Source organism: Phycisphaerae bacterium (assembly GCA_019636475.1).
GTDB lineage: Bacteria > Planctomycetota > Phycisphaerae > UBA1845 > UTPLA1 > JADJRI01.
Genome location: JAHBXN010000001.1, coordinates 702951 through 725891 on the forward strand (window position 1 = coordinate 702951; position 22941 = coordinate 725891).

At 59.8% G+C, this 22941-nt stretch carries 21 protein-coding genes; 11 read left to right on the plus strand and 10 right to left on the minus strand.

Annotation, left to right across the window (positions count from 1 at the left end; genetic code table 11):
* Positions 1-75 precede the first annotated feature (75 nt).
* Positions 76-543, plus strand: coding sequence for a PTS sugar transporter subunit IIA (locus tag KF841_02705; GenBank protein MBX3394258.1), 468 nt, complete (start codon positions 76-78; stop codon positions 541-543).
* A gap of 68 nt (positions 544-611) precedes the next feature.
* Here the strand turns inward: KF841_02705 and ftcD are convergent, their stop codons facing one another.
* On the minus strand, positions 612-2297 hold the full coding sequence (ftcD, locus tag KF841_02710) for a glutamate formimidoyltransferase (protein ID MBX3394259.1): 1686 nt from the start codon (positions 2295-2297) through the stop codon (positions 612-614).
* A 456-nt stretch (positions 2298-2753) separates the two neighbouring features.
* Here ftcD and KF841_02715 point away from each other — a divergent pair, with 456 nt between their 5' ends.
* The 3 genes from KF841_02715 (at position 2754) to KF841_02725 (ending at position 6188) form a co-directional block, all read left to right on the plus strand.
* Positions 2754-3707: a fatty acid desaturase gene (locus tag KF841_02715; protein ID MBX3394260.1), complete on the plus strand. Its 954-nt coding sequence runs from the start codon at positions 2754-2756 to the stop codon at positions 3705-3707.
* A gap of 68 nt (positions 3708-3775) precedes the next feature.
* Positions 3776-5128, plus strand: coding sequence for a phenylacetate--CoA ligase family protein (locus tag KF841_02720; protein ID MBX3394261.1), 1353 nt, complete (start codon positions 3776-3778; stop codon positions 5126-5128).
* A gap of 112 nt (positions 5129-5240) precedes the next feature.
* A complete protein-coding gene (locus tag KF841_02725) occupies positions 5241-6188 on the plus strand; it encodes a sterol desaturase family protein (protein ID MBX3394262.1) in 948 nt (315 codons plus the stop codon).
* Here KF841_02725 and waaF read toward each other — a convergent pair.
* The 3 genes from waaF to KF841_02740 are packed head-to-tail and all read right to left on the minus strand — an operon-like array spanning position 6183 to position 9943.
* Positions 6183-7295 (minus strand): lipopolysaccharide heptosyltransferase II, encoded by a 1113-nt coding sequence (gene waaF / locus KF841_02730; protein MBX3394263.1) that lies wholly within the window; start codon positions 7293-7295, stop codon positions 6183-6185. The genes KF841_02725 and waaF overlap by 6 nt on opposite strands.
* A complete protein-coding gene (gene prmC, locus KF841_02735; GenBank protein ID MBX3394264.1) occupies positions 7292-8272 on the minus strand; it encodes a peptide chain release factor N(5)-glutamine methyltransferase in 981 nt (326 codons plus the stop codon). Before prmC ends, waaF begins: the two co-directional genes overlap by 4 nt.
* Before the next feature lie 12 nt (positions 8273-8284).
* Positions 8285-9943: an FHA domain-containing protein gene (locus KF841_02740; GenBank protein ID MBX3394265.1), complete on the minus strand. Its 1659-nt coding sequence runs from the start codon at positions 9941-9943 to the stop codon at positions 8285-8287.
* Between the two features lie 261 nt (positions 9944-10204).
* Between KF841_02740 and KF841_02745 the strand changes: the two genes are divergently transcribed.
* Positions 10205-10603 (plus strand): hypothetical protein, encoded by a 399-nt coding sequence (locus KF841_02745; GenBank protein MBX3394266.1) that lies wholly within the window; start codon positions 10205-10207, stop codon positions 10601-10603.
* A gap of 7 nt (positions 10604-10610) precedes the next feature.
* On the opposite strand, the gene KF841_02750 is transcribed toward KF841_02745, so the two are convergent.
* A complete protein-coding gene (locus KF841_02750) occupies positions 10611-11525 on the minus strand; it encodes a phosphoribosylaminoimidazolesuccinocarboxamide synthase (GenBank protein MBX3394267.1) in 915 nt (304 codons plus the stop codon).
* A 21-nt stretch (positions 11526-11546) separates the two neighbouring features.
* Entirely contained in the window at positions 11547-11975 is a 429-nt protein-coding gene (locus KF841_02755; protein ID MBX3394268.1) for a hypothetical protein, read from the minus strand.
* A gap of 268 nt (positions 11976-12243) precedes the next feature.
* Here KF841_02755 and KF841_02760 point away from each other — a divergent pair, with 268 nt between their 5' ends.
* The 4 genes from KF841_02760 (at position 12244) to KF841_02775 (ending at position 16651) form a co-directional block, all read left to right on the plus strand.
* Entirely contained in the window at positions 12244-12921 is a 678-nt protein-coding gene (locus KF841_02760; GenBank protein ID MBX3394269.1) for a TraR/DksA family transcriptional regulator, read from the plus strand.
* A 108-nt stretch (positions 12922-13029) separates the two neighbouring features.
* The gene (aroC, locus tag KF841_02765; GenBank protein ID MBX3394270.1) at positions 13030-14190 is read left to right on the plus strand and encodes a chorismate synthase; all 1161 of its coding nucleotides are present in this window, start codon (positions 13030-13032) and stop codon (positions 14188-14190) included.
* 36 nt (positions 14191-14226) lie between these two features.
* Positions 14227-15753, plus strand: coding sequence for a hypothetical protein (locus KF841_02770; GenBank protein ID MBX3394271.1), 1527 nt, complete (start codon positions 14227-14229; stop codon positions 15751-15753).
* A gap of 610 nt (positions 15754-16363) precedes the next feature.
* Positions 16364-16651 (plus strand): HTH domain-containing protein, encoded by a 288-nt coding sequence (locus tag KF841_02775; GenBank protein MBX3394272.1) that lies wholly within the window; start codon positions 16364-16366, stop codon positions 16649-16651.
* A 112-nt stretch (positions 16652-16763) separates the two neighbouring features.
* On the opposite strand, the gene KF841_02780 is transcribed toward KF841_02775, so the two are convergent.
* A complete protein-coding gene (locus tag KF841_02780; GenBank protein MBX3394273.1) occupies positions 16764-17051 on the minus strand; it encodes a YggU family protein in 288 nt (95 codons plus the stop codon).
* Between the two features lie 284 nt (positions 17052-17335).
* On the opposite strand from KF841_02780, the gene KF841_02785 reads away from it, so the two are divergent.
* On the plus strand, positions 17336-18064 hold the full coding sequence (locus KF841_02785; protein ID MBX3394274.1) for a biliverdin-producing heme oxygenase: 729 nt from the start codon (positions 17336-17338) through the stop codon (positions 18062-18064).
* A 56-nt stretch (positions 18065-18120) separates the two neighbouring features.
* Here KF841_02785 and proC read toward each other — a convergent pair whose 3' ends face one another.
* A complete protein-coding gene (gene proC / locus KF841_02790; GenBank protein MBX3394275.1) occupies positions 18121-18945 on the minus strand; it encodes a pyrroline-5-carboxylate reductase in 825 nt (274 codons plus the stop codon).
* 529 nt (positions 18946-19474) lie between these two features.
* Here proC and KF841_02795 point away from each other — a divergent pair.
* Entirely contained in the window at positions 19475-20350 is an 876-nt protein-coding gene (locus tag KF841_02795; GenBank protein MBX3394276.1) for an HDOD domain-containing protein, read from the plus strand.
* 47 nt (positions 20351-20397) lie between these two features.
* Here the strand turns inward: KF841_02795 and KF841_02800 are convergent, their stop codons facing one another.
* On the minus strand, positions 20398-21357 hold the full coding sequence (locus KF841_02800) for a calcium/sodium antiporter (protein MBX3394277.1): 960 nt from the start codon (positions 21355-21357) through the stop codon (positions 20398-20400).
* Between the two features lie 50 nt (positions 21358-21407).
* Positions 21408-22208 carry an acetyl-CoA carboxylase, carboxyltransferase subunit beta gene (gene accD, locus KF841_02805; protein ID MBX3394278.1) on the minus strand — a complete coding sequence of 267 codons (801 nt, stop codon included), beginning with the start codon at positions 22206-22208 and terminating at the stop codon, positions 21408-21410.
* Positions 22209-22941: the final 733 nt, after the last annotated feature.

A 22941-nucleotide genomic window follows, 5' to 3' on the forward strand; every position in this document is an offset into this window, starting at 1 on the left:
TCGCATGGAATGCGTCAACCTAGAATCAGTCGATGCCATTCAGTGGCTTCGGCTGGCTTCGCCGGGACACCAGAAATGAAGATCAGCGACCTGCTCACCGAATCCCGAATTGCCCTGCCGCTCGCCGCACGAACCAAGCGCGATGCCATCACCTCGCTCGTGGACCTCATCGCCGCTGATGGCGGCGTGAACAAGCGTGACGCGCTGCTCGACGCCATCCTCCTTCGCGAAGCACAACGAACGACCGGTGTCGGTCACGGATTTGCGATACCTCATGCCAAATGCGACGCTGTCGACAAGCTGGTACTCGCCATGGGACGCCCGATCGAACCGATCGATTTCGATGCCATCGATGGTAAGCCCGTAACGCTTATTGCGCTGCTCGCCGGCCCGACCAGCCAGACCGGTCCGCACCTGCTTGCGCTCGCCGCGCTCAGCCGAATCGTGTCCGCCCAAAACGTGTTCGCACAGCTCGTCGCCGCAAAGTCCTCGGCGGAGTTCGCTGAAATCATTCGCCGACTGGAAAACTCCGCCGGCTCCTGATTATGGGACGCAATGTTGTTCCCAGCCTACGCGGCCTCCCACGCAGATCGCGCGATCCGGCGGACTTGTCAGAGTTTGTCCGACACAATACGCAGAATCTCATTTTCCGCAGCGACCGCGGCGCGCTCCATCTCACCCGCCACCGAAAGGTACGCTGCTGCCGCAGCCTTGTCATCAAGCCCCTTGACGTTGATGCGCACGTTCAGATGTGCCCCCATGACAGCCGTCCGAGCGCACAATGCCGCCACACCTGCGTCGGAGATGCTAGCCTCCATTCCCGTTTCCGCCATCGCCCGAATCACTGAAAGGCTCGCAAGCGACTCCTTCATCACCGCCAGAGGCGTCTCGATGGCGAGGCGCGTGGCGGATTGAATCGCCGCCTTGCGCGCCGACTTCTCCGCGTCCGTCGATTTCGGCAGGCCGAACGCGGACATGATCGCATTGAACGCATTCGTGTCCTCATCCACGAACTCCACCAGCCGCGTCCAATGCCGCTTGCCCTGTTCGGCCCGATGCGAGAATTCCTCCCATCGATTGTCCCAGCCTCGCTTGTGGCTGGATAGATTGGCCACCATGGTCGCCAGTGCCGCCCCCAGTGCACCCGCCAATGCCGAAATGCTTCCGCCACCGGGCGCCGGCGCCTCGCTTGCCGTCAACTCCGTAAAGCCCTCGACCGTTAAATCGACGAGCCGGCTGCGCTTCGAGCCTTTAGCGATTGCGTATTCGATGATCTTCTCGTCCGGATTGAATGGCGACAGATCGCTGAGTCCCAGTGACTTGACTGCGATTTTGATCAGTTCCGCGTCCGATACCCCCGTCGATCGCTGCTGTTTTCGAAGGAAATATCGCCCGGCATCCAGCATCGCCGACAAAGGAACCAGGCCGACAATCTCGCTGCCCGTTACCCGAACGCCGCGAGCGTCAGCCTTACGACACGTCTCGTCGAATGCAACATGAATCGGCGTCACGTTCAGATTGGTCAAATTGATCGAAATCTGCGCGATGCCGTACTCCTCGATGAACCATCCGATCGCCTTGACGCACTTCAATGACCCCGGAATCCATTCAGGCTCGCCTTTGCTGTCCAGTACAGGCTTCCCGTCCGGCTTGCCGTCGGAGGTCTTGATCCGCCCTTTTTCGCGAATGTCATACGCAATCGCGTTGGCCCGACGAGTGCTCGTCGTGTTCAGGTTCACGTTATAGGCGACCAGAAAGTCTCGCGCTCCAACCGCTGTGGCCCCACTCCGGGAATTGAACGTCGCGGGACCGAAATCGGGCCGCCACTCCGGCTTCGCCAGTTTTTCCGGCAGCCCTTCGTACTCGCCCGCCCGCACAACGGCCAGATTCTTCCTATCCGGATTCGATGCCGCGTACTCGTACAGATAGACCGTCAGCCCCGCCTCTTCGCCCAGGCGCCGGCCCAGTCGGCGTGCGAACTCAACGCATTGCTCCATCGAGACCTCGGCGATCGGAATAAGCGGGCAAACATCCATCGCGCCGAACCGAGGATGCTCGCCGTGGTGTTTCGACATGTCGATCAGTTCGGCCGATCGGCGGCCTGCGCGAACCGCCGCCTCAATCACGGCCTCCGGCTCGCCCACAAATGTGACGACCGTTCGATTCGTGGCGGCGCCCGGATCGACATCCAGCAGCTTCACGCCCTCCACGGATTCGATTGCCTCGGTGATCTGCCGGATAACGGCCAAATCCCGGCCTTCCGAAAAATTCGGCACACATTCAATCAGTTGCGGCATTTCCAATCACTCCCGTTCATCACCGGCGGCACCAGCGTTCAACCCAACGGCACGGACCATCCTCACCCCACTGATGCTCCGCACTGCAAGAGCCGAGAGTTTATCCGCTAATCGGACCCGCGCAAAAGCCGCGCTGGGTTCGCCGGCCTTCGAGCACGAATCGACCGGCGCGACGCCGTCCGACCCGTGCAGCGAAGCGGACAGCCCCGTTTTCGGAAAGCTTCATTCCGGCCCCTGTCAGCGCTCGTTTTCCCCCGCTTCGGGACTTCAGTTATTGCCATTCAACCATCCGCCAGTAGGATTGTCTCACAAATTACCAATTGACGGTGGACGCGGGCCCGCTGAAGGCCCAAAGAACAACCGGTTATGCGTTGTCGGCGATCCCGTCTTCGCTTACTTTCATGAAGGAGAGGCGGCGTTCCGGAAACGACCGCGGACGGCTTGAGGAAACCGTTGATGGGCGCAGTTGAAATCAGAGATCTTCATAAGAATCCCAGAAGTAACGGCTTGCCCGTCGTGCTCAATCTCAGCGCGGTCGTCCTCGCCTTGTTCGCCCTCGCGAAAGGCTGGCCGACCGACGGTTGGCTTTCCATTTCCTTCTGGGTCATCTGGCTGTCGTACTTTCAGCACACCTGGATGACCATCTTCCATGAAGATGTACACTACGCGCTCTACAAACCCAAGTGGCGGAATGTCCTGAACGGCACGATCGTCGGAACGCTTCTTACCGTGCCTTTCACTGTCTACCGGCACGTTCATATTCGGCACCATAACCGAATGAATCATCCCGAAGACTGGGAGCTCTGGCCGTATGTCGATCCGACGAAATCACTGACCTTCCGTCGCATTTTCCTGGTCTTTGATGTCCTGCTCGGCCTCTGGGTCGCACCCTTTATCTATGCACGAATCTTTTTCGTGAAGGACTCCCCCATTACGGATGCCGCCGCCCGCCGTCGAATTGCCATCGAGTATTCCGTCATGCTGGCCTTTTGGGCAGCGATCTGGGGGCTGGTGATCTACTCCGGTGAGTGGTGGCTGTTCGCGAAAATGTACCTGATTCCTGCCTGGCTCTCCGGTGTAGTGCAGACGTTTCGAAAGTTCACCGAGCATCTCGGACTCCCGCTCGGCACACCGATGGAAGGCGCGAGAACCGTCCTGCCGGACGACCCGCTCGGCAAAGCCGTCGCATACACCAGTTTTCATATTACCGCACACGGCGTTCATCACCAGTACCCTCAGATGCCGCACGAGAACCTTGAGAAGGCCATCGGGGTTGAGCGAAATGAACACCCCAACGCCCCCATCTTCGCGAGCCATTGGCGCGCCTTTCGCGACATGGCTACGCACCTTTGGTATCCCGGAATCGGTGTCAACGCCCGTTCCGCCACCTCGCCGGCGGCAAACAACTAAGCCGCGTGAAGCGCTGCTCTATGCCGCGCGTCTGATTCCGTACCATGCGCGTTCGCGGTGACAAACCCATGTCCGACCTGGTCCTGCCATCCATTACTGACATCTTCTGGAGGAATCCTCGGCGTTCAAGAGATGAGCTTCGCGCTCGCGCCGATGACCAGCTGCGTCGCCTGCTCATACACGCCGCCGAGAATGTCCCCCTGTATCGAGACCGCTGGAAACAGCACGGATTTGATCCCCGCGCCCTGCGGTCCGTCGACGACCTCCGGCACGCCCCCATGGTGGACAAAGACATCATCGTCGATGCCGCAGACCGGGCCATTGATCAACGCCGGCTGAACGAAACACTCGACACCATGAGCACCAGCGGCACCTCCGGCCGCGCGATCACCATCCGCCGAGTCCCCGCAGAAATGCGCCTCACCCGTCGATCCTATCTCCGTTCGCTTCTCTATGTCGGCGGCAGACCCTGGCACCGCGCGGTCACCATGGCCAGTACCTGGCTCGCGAAAAAGAAGGGCGTCATCATGAGCCTCATCGCCCGCGCGAAATACATCCACCCCCGGACGCCCATTGATGAACAGATTCGCACCCTGCGGGAATTCCGCGCCCAATACCTCATCGGACAGACCGGAGGGCTTTACCTGCTCGCGCGCGAACTGCTCCGCCGCGGCGAACCTTTCCCGCTGCGAATCGTCGCGCCGACCGGCGCGACGCTGATGCCCGAAATGCGTCGAACCCTGCGCGACGCTTTCTCTGCCGAGCCGCGCGATCTGTATGGCGCCGTCGAACTCGGAGCAGTGTCATGGCAATGTCGCCACGGGAATTACCATCTCGACGCCGATCGAATGCTCGTCGAGATCGTCGACGAAGCCGGAAACCCGGTTCCCATCGGACAACCCGGTCAGGTCGTCTGCACCGGACTCTATAACTACACCATGCCACTCATCCGCTACAGGCTGCTCGACGTCGCCTTCCTGCGGCCCGACATCTGCCCTTGCGGAATCACCTTCCCCCTCATGGGCGATGTCCGAGGTCGCATCAACGATTTTCTGCCAACGCCGCGCGGCGATCTGGTTTCCCCGCATTACCTGTACCACATCTTCGATCATGCCGGTGGCAGCCCGGTCAAGGAATGGCGAATCATCCAGCACGCCATCGATGAACTGACCTATGAATATGTGCCCGAGGAAAATTTCAACCCCAAATCGCTCGAGATCGGCATGGAGGCCATCCGAGATCGATTCGGGCCCGGCACCCGAGTCACGGCCCTTCGGGTCGAGAGCGTGCCCATGACGCCGAATGGAAAACGGACCTGCATCGTCTCCCTGCTCAAACCAGGAGACCAACCCGGCATGCGGCCATGGGATGCACAAGCCGCCGCAGGCATGGCCGGCGACTACGCAATCGGTGCGGCCTGACCCGCCGCCGGACATCCCCTTCGCCACGAAATGATTTTCGAACGCACGGGCAGGATGCTCCCTACCGATTTCTCCGCCCGGCTGCTATAACTATCAACCTGAACCCATGCTGATGCTTGCTCAACATACCGCGTCGATTGCGAAATTGCCTTCGCTCATCGTCCTCATCGCCGTCTTCGTCCTCGGCGCCATCATTTTCCACATACTCGAACGAATCTACGCACCGGTTATTCCCCGGTACAAAACCGGCCCGGGACGGCGCAGCTATTTCGCCGATATCACCGCCGCCGTGGTCGAAGGCCCGGTGCTCAGCAGCCTGACCAAAATCGGCGCCTACTCGGCCGTCATCGTCATGCCCGCGCTTCACATCAACGGCATGTCCGCCTGGCCATGGTGGATTCAGCTTGTGGTCTTTCTCCTGGTGAATGACTTCCTGCGGTACTGGCTCCACAGATGGCACCATTCAAACGATTTTCTCTGGCGAATGCACCGCGTCCATCACACCATCGTCGAAATGGATGCCGTCTCGTCCTTCCGGGTACACCTCTTCGAGGCCCTCATCAAATACGGCCTCATCGTGCTGCCGTTCCACTTCTTCAACGTGGATCGCTCCGTCATCCTGCTTTATTCCTCGGTGGATGTCCTCAAGGGATTCTGGCATCACGCCAATATCCGCACCCGAATCGGTCCGCTCAATTACATCCTCAATTCCGCCGAACTACACTGGTGGCATCATTCCGTCGAAGCCAAGGGCCAGCTTGCCAACTTCGGGTCGATTCTCTCGATCTGGGATTGGCTCTTTGGAACGGCCTACTACGATAAGCAGCACTGGCCGGAAAAGATCGGCGTCGAGGGAATGGAAAACTTCCCAGACACATATCACGAGCTGCTCACGACCGTCCGCTACAACGACGATGAAGCAATCCGCCGGTACCCCGCCAATCGGAAGGACGCTGCGCAAACGCAAGACGCGTCGCCCGAGCGACCGTCTGCGAGAGATCGAAACGGCGAACGCCCCGAATCCGATTCGATGGGCGCCTGCGATCCCGTCATGTCATAATCCCGGCACCGCGCCGACTCGTTCCGCCACTTTGTCGACTGTCAGTTCCAGCAGACATTGATGCCCATGCGGGCATTGGCTCAGCGCACGCAGATAGCAGGGGGAGCAGGCCAGTGGCAATTTCACGACCCCATCCATTTTCCCGTACGGACCGGTCCGATACGGATTCGTGGGGCCGAACAACGCGACCAGGGGCCGGCCGTGTCCCGCCGCGATGTGCATCGGTGCCGAATCCGCCGTCACGACGACTGCCGCCCGGTCAATGATCGCCGCGAGCTGCCGAAATGTCGTCCGCCCGCACAGACTCCACGCCGCCGCTTCCGTCGCCGGTTCATCGGCCGAAACGCGCCCTGACACGGAAATTCGGGATGAATCTTCCGCGATGCGACCATCCGCAACATCGGATTCGGACCCGACCAGCACGCTGCGCAGGCCGTGCCGTGCATATAGCACCCGCGCAAGTTCGCCAAACCGGAACGCGGGCCACCGCTTGGTTTCCCATCGTGTCCCCGGCACCAGCACCGCGAACCGTCCTTCGGCCTCGATCCCCGCTTCGGCCAGCAGTTCGTCCGCCACCCTTCGATCCGCCGGCGTCACCGCCACACGAAAATCCGGGCTGTCCTCGGGCAAGCCGAGCATCCGACCGAGTGCCAGAATCTTGTCAGCCGCGTGCATGTCGGCGGGGAGGCGATCGACTCGGTGATTGTAAAAAAACCACGCCCCCTCGCGCGCGCCGCGAAAACCGATCCGAAATCCGGCGCCGGAAAAAAAGGAGATCAGCCCGCTGCGAATCAAGCCCTGAAGATCCACGACGAGGTCGAACCGTCGCGCTCGCAGATCGCGGACGAATCGCACAAAATCAATCGTCGCTCCGACGCTGCGTCCCAGCCGGCCATATCGTTTTCGATCAAATGGGATCACCTCGTCCAGCGACGGATCCGCATCAAGCAGATTCACGAAGGCCGTTGAGACAAGCCATGCGATGTGTGCGCGGGGATACCGCGTGCGCAACCGGCGCAGGACGGGCAACGCATGAATGATGTCGCCCGGTGAACTCGGCTTGATGATGAGGATGCGTTCGAATTCGCGGCCGGCCAGTTCACTCATGCGGTCATTGTAAACTCAAGAGTCCGTTCGATCCCCGCAAGATCGCGATAGCGACCCGCGAGCGTCATTCCCGCATCCTGAAACATCGCCGTCACCGCGTCTCCCTGGCCCCGGCCGATTTCCAGAAGCAACACGCCGCCCCGCCTGACGACCGCGGCCGCGCTGGAAGCCAACCGACGATAGATCGATAGCCCGTCCGCTCCCGCGAACAGCGCCGACGCCGGTTCATAATCCCGAACCGCCCGGGGCAGCGACTCTGCATCCGACTCAGCCACATAAGGCGGATTCGAAACAACAAGGTCAAATCCATCCGTCGGCAACAATTCAGGCGGTAACGATAGCAAGTCCGCCTCCACAAAGCGGACACGATCCGAAACCCCCAGCGCCGCCGCATTCTCAGCCGCGACGGCAAGAGCCCCCGACGAAATATCCGTTGCAACGGCCGTCATCGTCGGAATCCGCTTGCATAGCGTGATGGCGATGCAGCCGGACCCCGTGCCGATATCCAGCAGCGAGTACGACTGACTCGCACGGGCTTTGCACCAGGCCAGCGCGCGCTCGACGATCAACTCCGTCTCCGGCCGCGGAACCAGAACGTCCGGCGTCACCTTGAAATCGAGCGAGTAGAACTCCCGGTGACCAATGAGATACGCGATCGGGCGATGCTCCGCGGCCGCCTTCACCAACTCGCGAAAAGTCGCCCGCTGCGATTCGGTGGGGCTGTCGTTGTATCGGGTATAAAGCATGATCTTGCGACAATCCATCGCCTTCGCAAGCAGCAGTTCGGCGCACAAGCGCGCATCCTCGATGCCGTGCGATTGAAAATGCTGCCGAGTCCAGTCGAGCAGCCTCCCGACCGTCCAATCGCCGTTTGCCTGAGTGGCCTGAACCGCCATCGCAAATCCTTGTGGGTCTGTTGCCCGCCGCCGCGAGTCGTCCCCGCGCCACGCGGTGAGCCGGGCGATCGAGTTCGCCATGACGACTTCATCCTATCGCCGACCGGGGCCTTGTGTCTCTGCGCTGTCCACCGGCGCGCCAGGCGACATCGGAAGGTACACGCGGATCAGCGTACCTTCGCCTTCCACCGAGTGAACCGTGATCTGCCCCTGGTGCTCGTCAACAACCTTTTTCGCGACCGCCAGTCCCAGACCGGTCCCGCCCTGCCCTTTCGTCGAGAAGAACGCGTCAAAGATCGATTCCTGCTTCTCGCGAGGAATTCCTGGACCGTTGTCACCCACCGTCAATACAGCCGAATTTCGAAGCGCGTCGAAACCCAGCTTCACATTGACAACGCCTGTCAATCGAGGCACGGCGTCGATCGCATTGGTGATGATATTCATCGCCACCTGCTCGAAGCCGTGCTTGTCCGCAGGAATGGCGGGCATGTCGTGATCGATCTCGCTGTTCACCGCGACGCCCTTCTCACCCGCGCGATGTCGCACCAGTTTCAGAATGTCATCCACCACCGACACAAGCTGGATCGGCTCGCGCCTCGGCTCACGCTGTTTCGCAAATGCCAGCATGTTCATCGTCAGCGAGTAAATGTTCTCCAGGTTTCGACGGACGATCTCCCAGCCTTGTTCGATCGTTTCCAGCTTTGCGCCGCGCAGTCCGAGTTCCACGACATCCGAGCCGCCTTTGAGCCCCTGTAGCACATTCTTGATGTAATGAGACAGCGATGCCACCGTTTCGCCGGTCGCCGCGAGGCGCTCCGTCCGTACACGCTCATTCACCAGCCGGGCATCTTCAATCGCCAGGCCCGCCATCTGCCCGATCGCAGCCACCAATCGAAGTTGCTCCTCGCTGTAGATATGCTTCGACATAGCGCAATCGACATAGATGACGCCGATCACCGCCTCATGTGCTGTCATCGGCACGCTGATGACACTCTTCAAGCCGATCGCCTGAATGCTCTCGCCGCCGTCGGAAAATCGGGAGTCGCTCATTGCGTTGGAGCACAGGACGCCCTCACGGCGGGCAATCACATGATCCACGATTCGCCGGCTTGCGTGCATCTTGTCCGCCGACTCGCTGGGCGAGCGAACCGCTTCGGTCTCGTATCTGCCTGTGCGATCGTCCTTCAGAATCACGAAGCCCCGGTCCGCGGGAACTTCCTCAAACACGACATCCAGAACGCGCTCCGCCAGTTGTTTCGGCGTCATCGCTGAACCCACGGCATCCAGCAACGTCGAAATCACCCGCCAGGAGCGCACCGCCTCCGCCGCCGTCGGCGACGCGAGAATCATGCTGTCGTCGCCGGACGCCACCGACCCGATGATGGCCGGCCCCTTTCCGCCCGCGTCCAGATCGAGCGCGCCGCTTTCGAGCACGGTCGCCGTTGATTCGATCGAACGCGCCTCGCTCGCATCCCATGTGAAAAGCGTCCCGCCAAGCCGAATCTGGTCGCCATCCTTCAGCCGCGAAGCCCGTTCCAACCGCTTCTCATTCAGGTAGGTGCCATTGGCAGACCGAAGATCGACCAGTTCCCACGCTCTTCCCTTTTGACGAATCTCCGCATGCTTGCGAGAAATGGTGTAGTCCGTCAGCGGCGTATCACGACTGGCCCGCCCGATGAGCAGGGACTTGCCTTCGATCAAGCGAAATCGCTGTCCCTTGTCAGGTCCCTGCAATACAAGCAACGTTGGCAAACCAGTCGTCTCCAGGAAAATTCGCAGCAGCCGATTGTCCACGACCGCGCTGCGATCACCACCCCAAAGCAGCGGGACCGCTTCACAGAAGTCCGAGAATCAGAATGCTCCGATAACAATCGGTCGGAGGATTCGGTCTGTTTTCCCCTCCGATTCGTCGGCCAACCGCATGCCGCAGGCTTGGCCGTTTGGCGAACTCCCCGTAAAACTCCCCACATCGGTTCAATTCGGAGGCCACGAGAACAACGTCGTCAAATTTCAATGTATCAAATCACACCTGAAAAACATGAGCAGCTCCGCAAGGCGATCTACGATCATGATTACCTGCACCGAGTCCTGCGACGGATCGAGCAGCTTCATCGGATCGTCTTCCATGATGACGAATCCGGATGGAAGCAACTTCGGACCATGGCGGAGGACATTCTGATCGCCGACATGGTCACACGCCACCGTGGCGGAATCGACGGCGTCTTTTTCAAACTTCGCGAAATCGAGGACAGCGGCCGAGACTGGAAGAGCGCGATCGACGAATACGCCGCCTACATTCATAACTACTATACGACGCCGCTTGGCAGGATTCTGAGAAACGACGTGCTTGCCGCACTGTCCCGCCCCGCCGCCGGCGCCGTCCCCGCGACTGAACGGCCCGGGACGAAGTAGCGCCCCGCTACGACGGGTCGAAACGATTGCCCGTCACCCGCTCATACGCCTCAATATATCTCGCGCTCGTCGCCGCAATGACCTCCGCAGGCAGACTGGGCGCGGGATCGGTCTTGTCCCACAGCCCCGCATCACACAGCCCCTGTAGATAATTTCGAACAAACTGCTTATCAAGACTCTCCTGTTCGCGGCCGGGCGCATACCGATCCGCCGACCACAGCCGGCTTGAATCCGGCGTCAATACCTCGTCAATGAGGATGACCCCATCGCCGGTCAGGCCGAATTCAAACTTGGTATCCGCCAATAGAATGCCTCGCGATTCGAGATAAGCCGACGCATCCCGATAGATGGCCAATGTCAATTCGCGCAACTGCGTCATCAGCGGGGTGCCGACCAGATTGCACGAAGCCTCAAACGAGATGTTCTCATCGTGCCCCGTCTCCGCCTTCGTGGCCGGCGTGAAAATCGGCTCCGGCAGACGGCTGCTCTGCGTCAGGCCCGGCGGCAGTCGCACCCCGCACACTGTCCCTCCGTTCCGATATTCCATCCAACCACTCCCCGCGAGATAACCGCGCGCGACGCATTCGATCGGCACGACTTTCGCTTTACGGCAGATCATCGCACGTCCGCGCAGCAGCGCCCCGACCGACTCAAAGCCGACCGGCACGCGGTCGCCGACGATCTCGATCAGATGATGCGGATACCTGCCCGTGAATCGATCAAACCAGAATTTCGATACGCCGGTCAGGACGCGGCCTTTGTGCGGAATCGGATCCGGCAAAACGCAATCGAAGGCGCTCAGCCGATCAGTTGCGACAATCAGGAGCCGATCTCCCAGATCAAACACATCGCGGACTTTTCCGCGTCGAGGCTTGAAACCGGGGACATCAATGGTTCGGATTTGCGGCATGGAAGACATCATCTGAAGCATCATACGCGCATCCTAACCCGTCAAGTCCGCCCGGCCGCAAGCTGACCCGGACTCCGACAATCGTCGGCCAAGCCGATCGGCCAATTCGATGATGGCGTGGGTCGCGCGAACAAACTGAGTCGCAAGCCCGCGCGAGCTCTCCAGTTCCGCCTGGAGCCGCGCCATTAACTCAGTCAGGCGGGCGAGTTGGCTTCTTACGACCATCGATTCGCGCATCCAATCGTCCCTGGTGGTGTATCGCGCACGCACGCGATCCAGTTCACGGTCCATCCGGTCGCAATCCGCCTCGATGTTCGACGCTCTCTGGAGCATCTGAGTCTGAAAAGCCCTCTGGTCTTCACGAATCGCCTTCAAGTAAAGCACCATCGCAGACAACGGTACGCCGATGATCGCCGCCGCAGCGCCCAGCAGCGTGCCGATCAGTTGCCAGTCGTGAGTCATGCCGAATTTCCTCCCACACCTTAAGAAGCTTGATCGGCGCATCGGGCAAATTTCGCTCGAATCGGGGTGCCAGTCGGACTTCAGACGGCCCGCGAGCCGAATTCGCGCGAAAATTCCGAATATTGTCGCTTAACGCCATTTAGCGCCTTGACTTGGATTCACGGGCGTATAATCCTGTTGCCGCTTTCGGCGTCCCCGGTTCCTCGCCGTGGCCATTCGCGGTTGTGAATCCGCGATGACTCTTCGCGGCGAAGACGAGAGGTCGATCATGGCTGCTCAGAAGAAATCAAAATCCCGTGCGACCGGAACTCCGGCATCGAAAAAGGCCGGAAAGTCGAAGCCCGCGCCGAAGCCGCCGAAGGACAAACCATCCAGAAAGACCGCCTCTAATTCAGCAAGCGCCAAACCGACGGCGTCCAAGAAAACCGCAAAAATGGAAAAATCGTCCAAAGCCGTATCAACCCGGAAATCCGCGGATTCAAAAACCGCGAAACCGAAGTCCGAAGCATCTCGGCCCTCCAAGCCGGAACCCAAACCGGCGAAGGTCGTTGTCGATCCTGAATTGCTTCGAACGATTCGCGAGTTGCTGGTCAGCCAGCGAAATCAACTGCTCTCAGTCGTGCAGAACACGCAGCAACAACTCGCTGACAAGGAAACGGGGCTCGCTGATCTGAGCGACCGCGCTTCCGGCGGCTTCGAGGATGAACTGGCCCTTGGCCTGATGCGCATTGAGGCCGCCCAGATCGAGGACATCGAGTCGGCAATCGAGCGAATCGACACGGGCACCTACGGCATCTGCGTCGATTGCCAGAAAGCAATTCCCCGCAAACGGCTTGAAGTCCTTCCGTTCGCGCAGCGCTGTCTGGAATGCGAAGGATCGAAGGAACGACGCGCCCGCATCCAGGCCCGGCAAAGCGATGACAACGGCGAATCCGCACTCGATTGAGCGCGCTCATCGTTGGCGGGTCTACCCGCACCGGCACCGAAATCCTTTCCGCACTACTTCCGAACCCCGCGCGCGGCAGGCGGGGCTGCGCGTGTATAATCAACCAGCATGAGCCAGCTCGATTATCGAACCGCCGGCGAATCACACGGCGAAGCACTTGTCATCCTGATCGAAGGGCTGCCGTCCGGGCTGCGTGTTGACGCAGATGCCATAAACTCGGCACTTGCGCTTCGGCAAGGCGGCTTCGGTCGCGGCGGCCGAATGAAGATCGAGAAGGACGAGGCGGCTATCCTGTCCGGCCTGCGCCACGGCGTCACGATCGCGTCACCCCTCGCGATGCTCATCCGGAACAAGGACAATCGAATCGACAGCGCCCCGGCCGTTCATCGTCCGCGCCCGGGGCACGCCGATTTCGCCGGCTCGATGAAGTGGCTGACCACGGACTGCCGATCGGCCCTTGAGCGGGCCAGCGCCCGCGAGACAGCCGCCCGCGTCGCTGCCGGCGCCATCGCCCGGCAACTGCTGAACCAGTTCGGCATCGACGCCGTGGGGTTTGTGACGCGAATCGGCCCAATTGCCGCGTTCGTTTCGGCCGAACTGCCCCAGGCGGATCTTCGCGCTGCGCGAGACGCAAGCGAGGTGTACTGCCCCGATACCGCCGCGTCGGCCGACATGATTACGGCCATTCGCCAGGCAAAAATTGACAAAGACACCCTGGGCGGAATCGTCGAGGTCCGCGTCCACGGCGTGCCCCCGGGCATCGGAAGCTGTATGCGCTGGCAGGATAAGCTTGACGGCCGTCTTATGGCGGCGCTGGGTTCCGTGCAGGCAATCAAGGGTGTTGAGATCGGCCTGGGTTTCGGCTGTGCGGAACGGCCGGGCAGCGCGGTTCACGACGAAATGGAGTTCGACGCAGCGCGTCGGCATGAAAGCCATCTCGGATTTATCCGGCGAAGCAACAACGCGGGCGGACTCGAGGCGGGCATGACCAACGGCATGCCGATCGTCCTTCGCGGCGTCATGAAGCCGATCAGCACATTGCTTCGCGGCATGAACAGCGTCAACCTCCAGACTCTAGCGCCGGAACGCAGCGACTACGAACGAAGTGACATCTGCGCCGTGCCCGCCGCGAGCATCGTGGCCGAACACGTCGTGGCGTTCGAAGTCGCTCGAGCACTCCTCGAGAAATTCGGCGGCGACAGCCTGGGGGAAATTCAGGCGGCGTATCGACACTATCTTGACGCGGCGCGAAACCTTGCGAATGACTGATGCCGGCGTGAAACCGATCGAGGCTTGCCGTTTCCCATGAAGATGCCACTTCAACGTCGCCTGATCCTCGGACTTGTCGCGATCGTCGCCGGTGGTTCCATCGCCGTTACCGCAGGATTCGCGATTCATCTCCGCAGCGAAAGTCACCGTCTCAGCGTCGAGGCGGAACTGACGGATTTTTTTCACCTGCCCTGCGAAGTCGGTCAGATTCTTGGAAGCACCTTCTCCAGCCGTCGATTCGAGAACGTGGTCATCCATCTTCCCGACCGGCGAGACCAGGTTTTTACCTGTACGAATGCGACCTGGCACGAAGACGCCGTTGACGGCCGGTACGTGAATCGGCTGGAGATGCACGGCGGGTCGCTGATGCTTGGCTCCGAGCATTGGGAGCGTGGCGACTACCGCACGGTGCTTGAGTCGGGACTGGGCCACGACTTCGCCGAGCTGAACCTCAGCCGCGTGGACATTGCTGACTTTCTGGTCGTCTTTCGCCAGGCCGGATTCTCCCTTCAGTGCGCAGGCGTCGAAGGCGTCGTTGACTTGCAGGCCGGCGAACACGGTGTCGCCCGGCTTCGAGCGTACCGGCTGAACAACGCCGCAGTCGAAGAGGGTGTTTCGATTGCGGCCCGCTTCGACATTCGCAACGGCCTGAATGTGACCGATGTGGCACTGGATCTTCCGACCGTGCCGCTTGCGTCCATCGGGCTGGATGCGATGCTGGGCACCGCATCACCGAAGGGTCGATTTTCAGGAGAGGTTCGCTACCTGCGCCCGGCATCCGAAGAGCCACCGGAAGTTCGCGTTTCTGGCAAACTCACGGACGTGCAGCTCAGCGAACTCACTCAGCGGGTTCCGTTCGGCCCCTTCGAGGGTCAGGCATCCGTCGATGTCGACGAAGCCCGGATTTCGAATTCCCTCGTGACGCACCTTCGCGGTGGCGGCAGCATTCGGAATCTGTCACTCTCCGCCTTCGCAGGGATGTTGAACATCGAGAAGCTCTCCGGCAAGGCATCGCTATCAGTCGAACCGGTTCAAATCGCGCTCGGCCAGATTCATCGCCTGCGGATGGAGGGTCGCGTCGACGGCGTCATGCTGGATGAATTTCTCGGCGTGATCGCGCGCGGCAATGCAACCGGCAGACTGACCATCCGCGTACACAATTTCGATATTGAGGAGAACGCCATCAAGGCGGCTGACATCGAGGTGGTTGCGGTTCCTCCGCCCGGCCGGCCCGGCACGATTGACCGAGGCCTGATCCTGAGCGCGGCGCAGCAGTTCCTGGACTTCACCTGGCCTGAATCTCTGCCCCAGAGCATCCTGCCTGAGAAGCTGGAGTACGTGCAATTCGGCGCCCGGCTGCTGATACGCGACAATCAGCTTCGGATTCTTGGCACGCACGGTCCGTCAGGTGACGTGATTTTGACAATCCGCGTCTTCGGACAGGATTTCGGCGTGGTGAAGCAGCGTCCCGGCGCGATCGACCTCACCCCCGCCATCAACGCAATTCTCGAACGCGTTCGGACCTATGACCCTCATCGTGTCCGCGAATTGATCCGCCGATAGGGGTCCGCCCGCCGCCTGAAACGCACACGTTGCAACCCGGCCAGCTCTTGTTGCGGAAAATTCCAGTGCCACGGCCGTCGCCCGGTCCCACTCGCTTGTCACATGGCGTCTTCTCAGCCGATTCTTCCAAGTGCCTAGGTAGAAACCACTATCGCGGCGTTCACCTGTCGTCTACTGGAGGGGATTTCATGCGGATTGTGCGGCTCCATCGCGGCGACACTAGAATATGCTCGTGAGGAGTGCCGCAGGCTCGCACTGCGGCCGAAGCACGCTGAAGGCACCCCGCTCCTCCGTAGGCTTTCCGCCCGGTATTTCGGCAGGTGTCGCGATGCCGTCGCCGCTGCAGGCTCAAATCGAGCCCGTAGACTCTTGTCAAGATGAGATGTCGGTGATAGCCTGAAGTTCATCGCAAGACAATCCCAGAACGGCGGAGCACGATTGGCACCGCTGCAACGACGGTCGGGTTTTCGGGGGGGATCGGCTCGAAAGTGTAAGGCGCATTTGAATCAGCAAGGTCATTGACTGAAAACGAGAGCGACACGGTCTCGGCACTCTATGTTGAGTACGATGATCCGGGCGACGTTCGCGATCGTGAATTGGAGCATTGAAGATGGCAAAATCACTGACGGTTGACGGCGAACACCTGGGGCGATTGCTCAAGTTATGCAAGACGATTCATGCCAGTAAGGGCGCGACGCTCGCCCAACTGCAGACAAAGCTGAAGACGTCGCGGCGCACGGTGTTCCGGGATTTGAGCGTTCTCGGCGGATATGGAATCCATGTTTCATCAAGCGCAAAGGGATACTCTATCAAGCAGAACCCGGTCGCCTGCAAAAAGATTCTTGGTGACCACTACGTCAAGAGCCTCAATGCACTGCTCAAGGACTGCCTCAAGTAATTAAATTGAACGCACGCTGAGCAGACCTGAAACACCTCTATTTGCGCGGAGAGAGTAACCGCGCAAGTAGGGGTGGTCCCTTGTTTGATGGGATCCGCGCTGGAGCGGCGAATTACTTCAGCACGCCAAGCAGCGTCTCGGCGAACCGCCGATCCACGCCCGACACTCGAATGACTTTGCGCGGCGAGCTCTCGCCCGCAACCACCAACACCTGCCGCGCTGAGACTCCAAACCACTTCGCGACGAATTTCTCAAGCGCTGCATTGGCCTTTCCGCGTTCAGGTGGCGCGGCAACCTGCACCTTCACCGCATCCCCCAATCGGCCGCAAAGTCTTGTGCGCGACGCCCCGGGCACAACCTTGACATCGAATTCGACGCCGTTGTCGACTTCCCTCACCACCTGACGTCGCTCCCTTTCGCCGAGGTTCGCTTTCAAACCGCATTAGCACAAGCGGTAAGACTTGGCAGCCCGACTGAACCGCTTCTGTTCGGACCGGCGGGCCCTCCCGCAGTGCCGACTATAATCGCCTTCCTCCAGCCGATTCAGTGAATCAGTTGATCTTCCACCGCCGAACCAGCGCATCGCGAGGAAATCACGCTTGCGTGACATCTCGTTAACGGCTACCGTGCCGATATTGAGATTGAGTCTCATTATCACAAACAGCAAATAGTGAGGTCAGCCCGGTGCAAACTCAGACCAACCCCGTTATGCAACATCTGAAACGTTCAACCCAGTCCCTTCATGACGAAACCGAGGCGGCAGCATTCAACAAATTGCTTGTCACAGGCAGGATACCGCTGCCCGCCTATATCGACCTGCTCGGCCAACTGCTCCTGATCCACCAATCGTTTGAATCCCTCATTCGGGCGCAGATGTCGTCTTCAGTTCCCTTGCGCGAAGTCATCCGCGATTATCAGTTCCAAGTGGGCTACCTGCTCGAAGATCTCGCCTACTTCGGCCGCGAAATCGACTCCATCGTGCCACGGCCGACGACCACTGCGTCGATCGCGGGACTCGAGCGGATTGCAGCAGCGGGCCCGATCGCATTGCTGGGTATCCACTACGTTTTTGAGGGGAGTAACAACGGGTCGCGATTCATCGCCAGGTCGCTCCGAAGGACCTATCAACTCGACGGAACAAACGGCACAAGATACTTCGACCCGTACGGCGACAGACAGCCGGAGTATTGGGCCGCCTTCAAAGCTGACATGGCGAAAATCGACTTCACGGCCGCCGACCTGAATCTGCTGGTGGAGGCAGCGCGCGAAGGATTCTCCGCAGTGAAGGCCCTGCACGCATCGCTGGAAGCCGACTACTGCGCTCCCGGCGACATCGAGGCGGTCCGCCATGCCGGGGCACAAACGGCGGCGCACCATCGCCCTGCACATGCGGAAGATGGTTCGCGGAAATAAGTCATCTGTTGATTCATGAGCCGTGAGCAATCGAATCAAGGTCGCCATTTGGCGGCTCATCGACCCTCATTGAGCCGTCCCAGCTCCTGTCCGCGTCGGAATGCCGCGAGTACGGCACTGATGACATGCTGCGGCATGTCGGATTCGTTGAGGCGATTCATGGCAGCCTGGGTCGTGCCTCCGGGACTGGTCACCGCCTCGCGCAGGTCACGCGGCGAAGCGTCCTTATCGAGGAGCATCGCCCCGGCGCCGACGCAAGCGTGTGCGGCAAGGATTTGAGCGTCCTCTTTCTTCAAACCGGCGGCCATGCCGCCTTGCATAAGCATCTCCACGAAGTAGTAGAAATAGGCCGGCCCCGAGCCCGCGACCGCAGTCACCGCGTCCATGAGCGATTCGTCTTCAATCACGACGCTGACACCGCCGGCGCCGAAGAGATGCCGGATTTCCTCAAGGTCGTCCATGGATGCATGTTCTCCGCGAAACAGACCGGTGACGCCGCGTCCCAGGCCGAAAGGCAGATTGGGCATTGAGCGAATCACGCGCATGCGGTCTGCGCCGAGCGCCGACGCGATACGCTGTGTCGAAACACCGGCCATGACGCTGAGGAAGATGTGATCGCCGCGCGCGCGCTGCCGGATGGCGTCGGCAGCCTCTGCGAAACGCTGCGGCGTTACCGAAATCATGACGATCCTCGAATCACTGACTGCACTGCCGATGTCAGTGGCGACGCGGACGGGAAGTGGATGAGAGCGCAGCTTGGCCGAATCCGTCACGATGATTCGCTCGCCGCTGAGGTAACCGCTTTCGATCAATCGCCGAACAATGACCATCGCGATGTGTCCGGTGCCGACAACGCCGAGGGCGTATTGATGATCCGACATGGATTTGTCATCCTCCAGCTTGCGGCTGAGACCGTCGCAGACGGTACGACCTGGCAGTGTTTGAGTCGAACGAACCGTGGCAAAATCCACAATTCAGACTCATCCGATACCATTTCAAATCGAACGAATCCTGGTAATGCATCGGCGTACCAATCTCGGAACTGCATTTTTGGGACGAGTACACACGCACCCGATGTGTGTGTGAACACAGTCAATAACCGCGCTACTGGCACCCAGATCGATTGAATAAACCGCCGGCGACGGTTGACGTGGCTGTTGGTGCAAGGCGCAATGAAAATCGACGCATATTTGACTTAGCCAGTCGGCAATTGAGGTGAATTCCTGAACATGCCGGTCTGATTTCGATCGAGATTGGGTCGCTTGGGGGGCAGACGGCCCTCGCGAATCAGTACAAACCTCTACTCAGTTTCGATCGCCGGGCGGACGATATTAAGCTCGCCGAGAGATCACAAGGGGAGGATTGGAGCGAGACTCAACGTCGCGCTCCCGCATTGAAAGGCCAACGAGCATGCCGCTGACGCTCGAACCCAATTCAAACGGGTTCATCGAGTCCGTGCTGTCGGAATCTCCGGACATCGGAACGATGCCGGAGGTGACGGTGAAGATCATCGACATCGTAGAGAATCCGCAATCGCGGATGAAGGATCTTCACAAAGTCATAAGCAATGATCCGGCGTTGTCCACCAAGATCCTCAAGGTGGTCAACTCCGCGCTATACGGACTGCCAACCTCGATCGGGAATATCGATCGGGCGATCGTCCTGCTTGGCCAGTCTGCGGTGAAGAACATCGCCATCGCGACATCCATGATGAACCTGTTCAGCGCCGAGGACGGAGCGGAAGGTTGCAGCGGAAAGGATGTCTGGCGACACTCAATTGGAATGGCTGTCGCCACCAAGCTCATATATGAACACCTGAACAAGCCTGGTGCCGATGAGGGTTTTCTCGCGGGACTCATTGCGGATATCGGCTTTCTGATTGAGCGACAGGCGCGGCCTGCCGAAGTCGCTGCCGCGATCACACAGTTCAAACGAGATGGGGGCGAATTCATAGCAATCGAGAGAGAACTGATTGGCGCCGACCACCAACAATTCGGATGGGCTGTCTCGAAAAAGTGGCGTTTCCCCGATTCGGTGTGCACCGCGATTGGATGGCATCATAGTCCGGCATCTATTACAGCAAGCGATCCAACCCTGGCGCTGGCCGTTCGCGCCGCAGACGTATTAACGTGCAGGTTGCAGTTGGGATTCTGCATGATGTTTGAGGATGAGCCGATTGGGCTGGAAGTAACCCAGCGACTCGGCCTGACCGAGCCGATGATTCAGAAGATTCTCAAGGAGATGCCGAAGCAGGTTGCGACTGCGGAAGCGATCTTCGAATCGTGATCGTGTTTCAATCGGGAATCGGCAGGCCGTGGAGGAATCCGCGCGATTCAGGCCGCCGGTCGGAACATCAACCACCCGAGATAGCCAAGGAAACCCGCGAAAAGCAGTACACCTTCGCGCCGGCTCAGCGTACTTCGTGTGGCGATGAGCAGCCAAAGTAGCGCGCTGGTGCCGACCATGATCGGCAGGTGAATCCAAAGCAATTCGGAATCCAGCGGAATCGGCTGGATCATGCCGCTCACACCCAATATGCCCGAGATATTAAAAACATTGCTTCCGATCACGTTCCCGATCGCAATGTCGCTCTGACCCCGCAAGGCGGCGACGACGGACGTGACCAATTCAGGAAGGCTTGTGCCAACTGCAACAAGCGTGAGGCCGATAATCAACTCACTGATCCCGAAGGACCGAGCGATTTCAATCGCGCCCCTCAGAAAAAGTTCGGAGCCGCCTGCCAGACCGAGCAGACCTGCCAGAACGAACAAGACATTCATGCCGGTCGATCGAACGACGATCACTTCCGAAAGCGCGGCATACTCTGGTTCGAGGATGGCCGTCTCGCGTCGGGCCATCCAGACAGCGAACACGTTATATGCCACGAACACGACGAGAAGGCACCCGGCTCCGAGTCGACCGACCTGACCGGTGAATCCCAAGACTGCCAGCAGCATCGTGATGCCCAGCATGATCGGCGCCTCGCGGCGGACGATGGAAGCGTGAATCGTCATCGGCTTGATCATTGAGGAGACGCCGATGATGAGCAGTACGTTGAATATGTTGCTGCCGACCACATTTCCGGCACAAATCGCCGCGTTTCCGCGCGACGCCGCCATCACGCTGACCACCAGTTCGGGAGCGGACGTGCCGCCGGCGACGATCGTCAGCCCGACGACCAGCGCGGAGACACCGAATGATCGCGCCATCGAAGCGGCGCCGCGTACCAGCAACTCACCGCCGGCCACCAGCACGACAAGGCCGACCACCACATAAATCAGATTCAGGAACATGAATCGGGAACCCGGCAGACTCGCTTGTGTGATGCTTGCAACCGTTCGGCCTACTTCCCGCAGTAGTCGATCACTCTCGCTATCTCGCTTCGGAGATTGGCGCGGGGAACGATGCGGTCGATAAATCCGTGTTCGAGCATGAACTCGGCGGTCTGGAAGCCTTCGGGCAATTCGGTCTTGACCGTGTTCCAGATCACGCGCGGCCCGGCAAAACCGATCATTGATTTGGGCTCCGCAATGGCCACGTCACCGAGCGAAGCGAAGCTGGCTGCCACTCCAGCGGTGGTGGGATCGGTCAGGATAGTGATGTAGAGGCCTCTGGCTGAATCGTGCCGCGCGATTGCCGCGGAAGTCTTAGCCATCTGAAAAAGACTGACCAGCCCTTCCTGCATTCTCGCGCCGCCGGAACAAGTCACGACAACGACCGGCAGGCCTTCGTCCGTCGCCCGCTCGATCGCCGCTGTGATCTTTTCGCCGACGACTGAGCCCATAGAACCCATGATGAAGAACGGATCCATGACGGCCAGGATGACGGGCCGCCCCTTGATGTACGCCTTGCCGGTGAGCACCGCTTCGACAAGGCCCGTCTTTTCGCGCGCTTCGATCTGGCGATCTGCGTACGGACGGCTGTCCTTCCATGCAAGCGGATCGGTCGACACCAGGTTTTCGTTGAATTCCTCAAATGTCCCCGGATCGCTGAGCTGCTCGACCCGCGTTCGAGCGTCGACGCGGTAATGATGGCCGCACTCGGGGCAGACGCGGAGGTTCTCCTCGAGCACCTTCTTGAATACCATCTTGCTGCAGCCCTGGCATCGGAGCCAAAGCCCTTCCGGAATTTCAACCTTTGCCATTCGGTCAGATTACCTCGGAGAAAATCGTCTGCACACCGGTCCGGGCGGCCAGTCGCTCGTTGCGGCTGATCCACCACTTACCCTTCAGCCTCACGCCTCGCGGAGCATTATACACAAAGCGGCCGCCGACGACCCCTGCGCCGTTTCAACCCGCTCGCGGTTGGAGTTTTCCGCGGTGCAATCGCCCGTAAAAATGGAACAGGACCCGAGCGTGTGTCACACTCAGGTCCTGCGACTGCTAGCAGTAGCAGTGGTGAACACACAACGGCGTTCACCTTTCGTCTTTGGTCAGAATCACCGACCCCGACACCACGGCAACGATCCGAATCGCGAAGGACCCTACGTCACCGCAACACCGGTCTGTCGATGCCTCCAACCCCGACAGCCTTTCGGCTGAGCTGCCTCAAGGGCGAGCGAATAATAATCCGCTCGCCCATCGTTCCGTTCTCAGTTGAAGAAGAACAAGAGGATCCAGCTGAGCGGGGTGAAGACGAGGTCGAGCAGGGGGTTGAGATCGATGAAACCGATCAAAGCCGCCAAAGCAAAGTCAACAATGTTCATGAGTTTCCTTCCTTAAAAAAATGGGACAACTGTTACCACTCGCTATAGACGTTTTCCGTCTACTGCCTACACAGGCATTATCTCCAGAATACCAACAGCCACGAAAGCGGCGTGAAAACCAGATCGAGCAACGGATTGAGATCGATGAATCCGATCAGAGCCGCCAATGCAA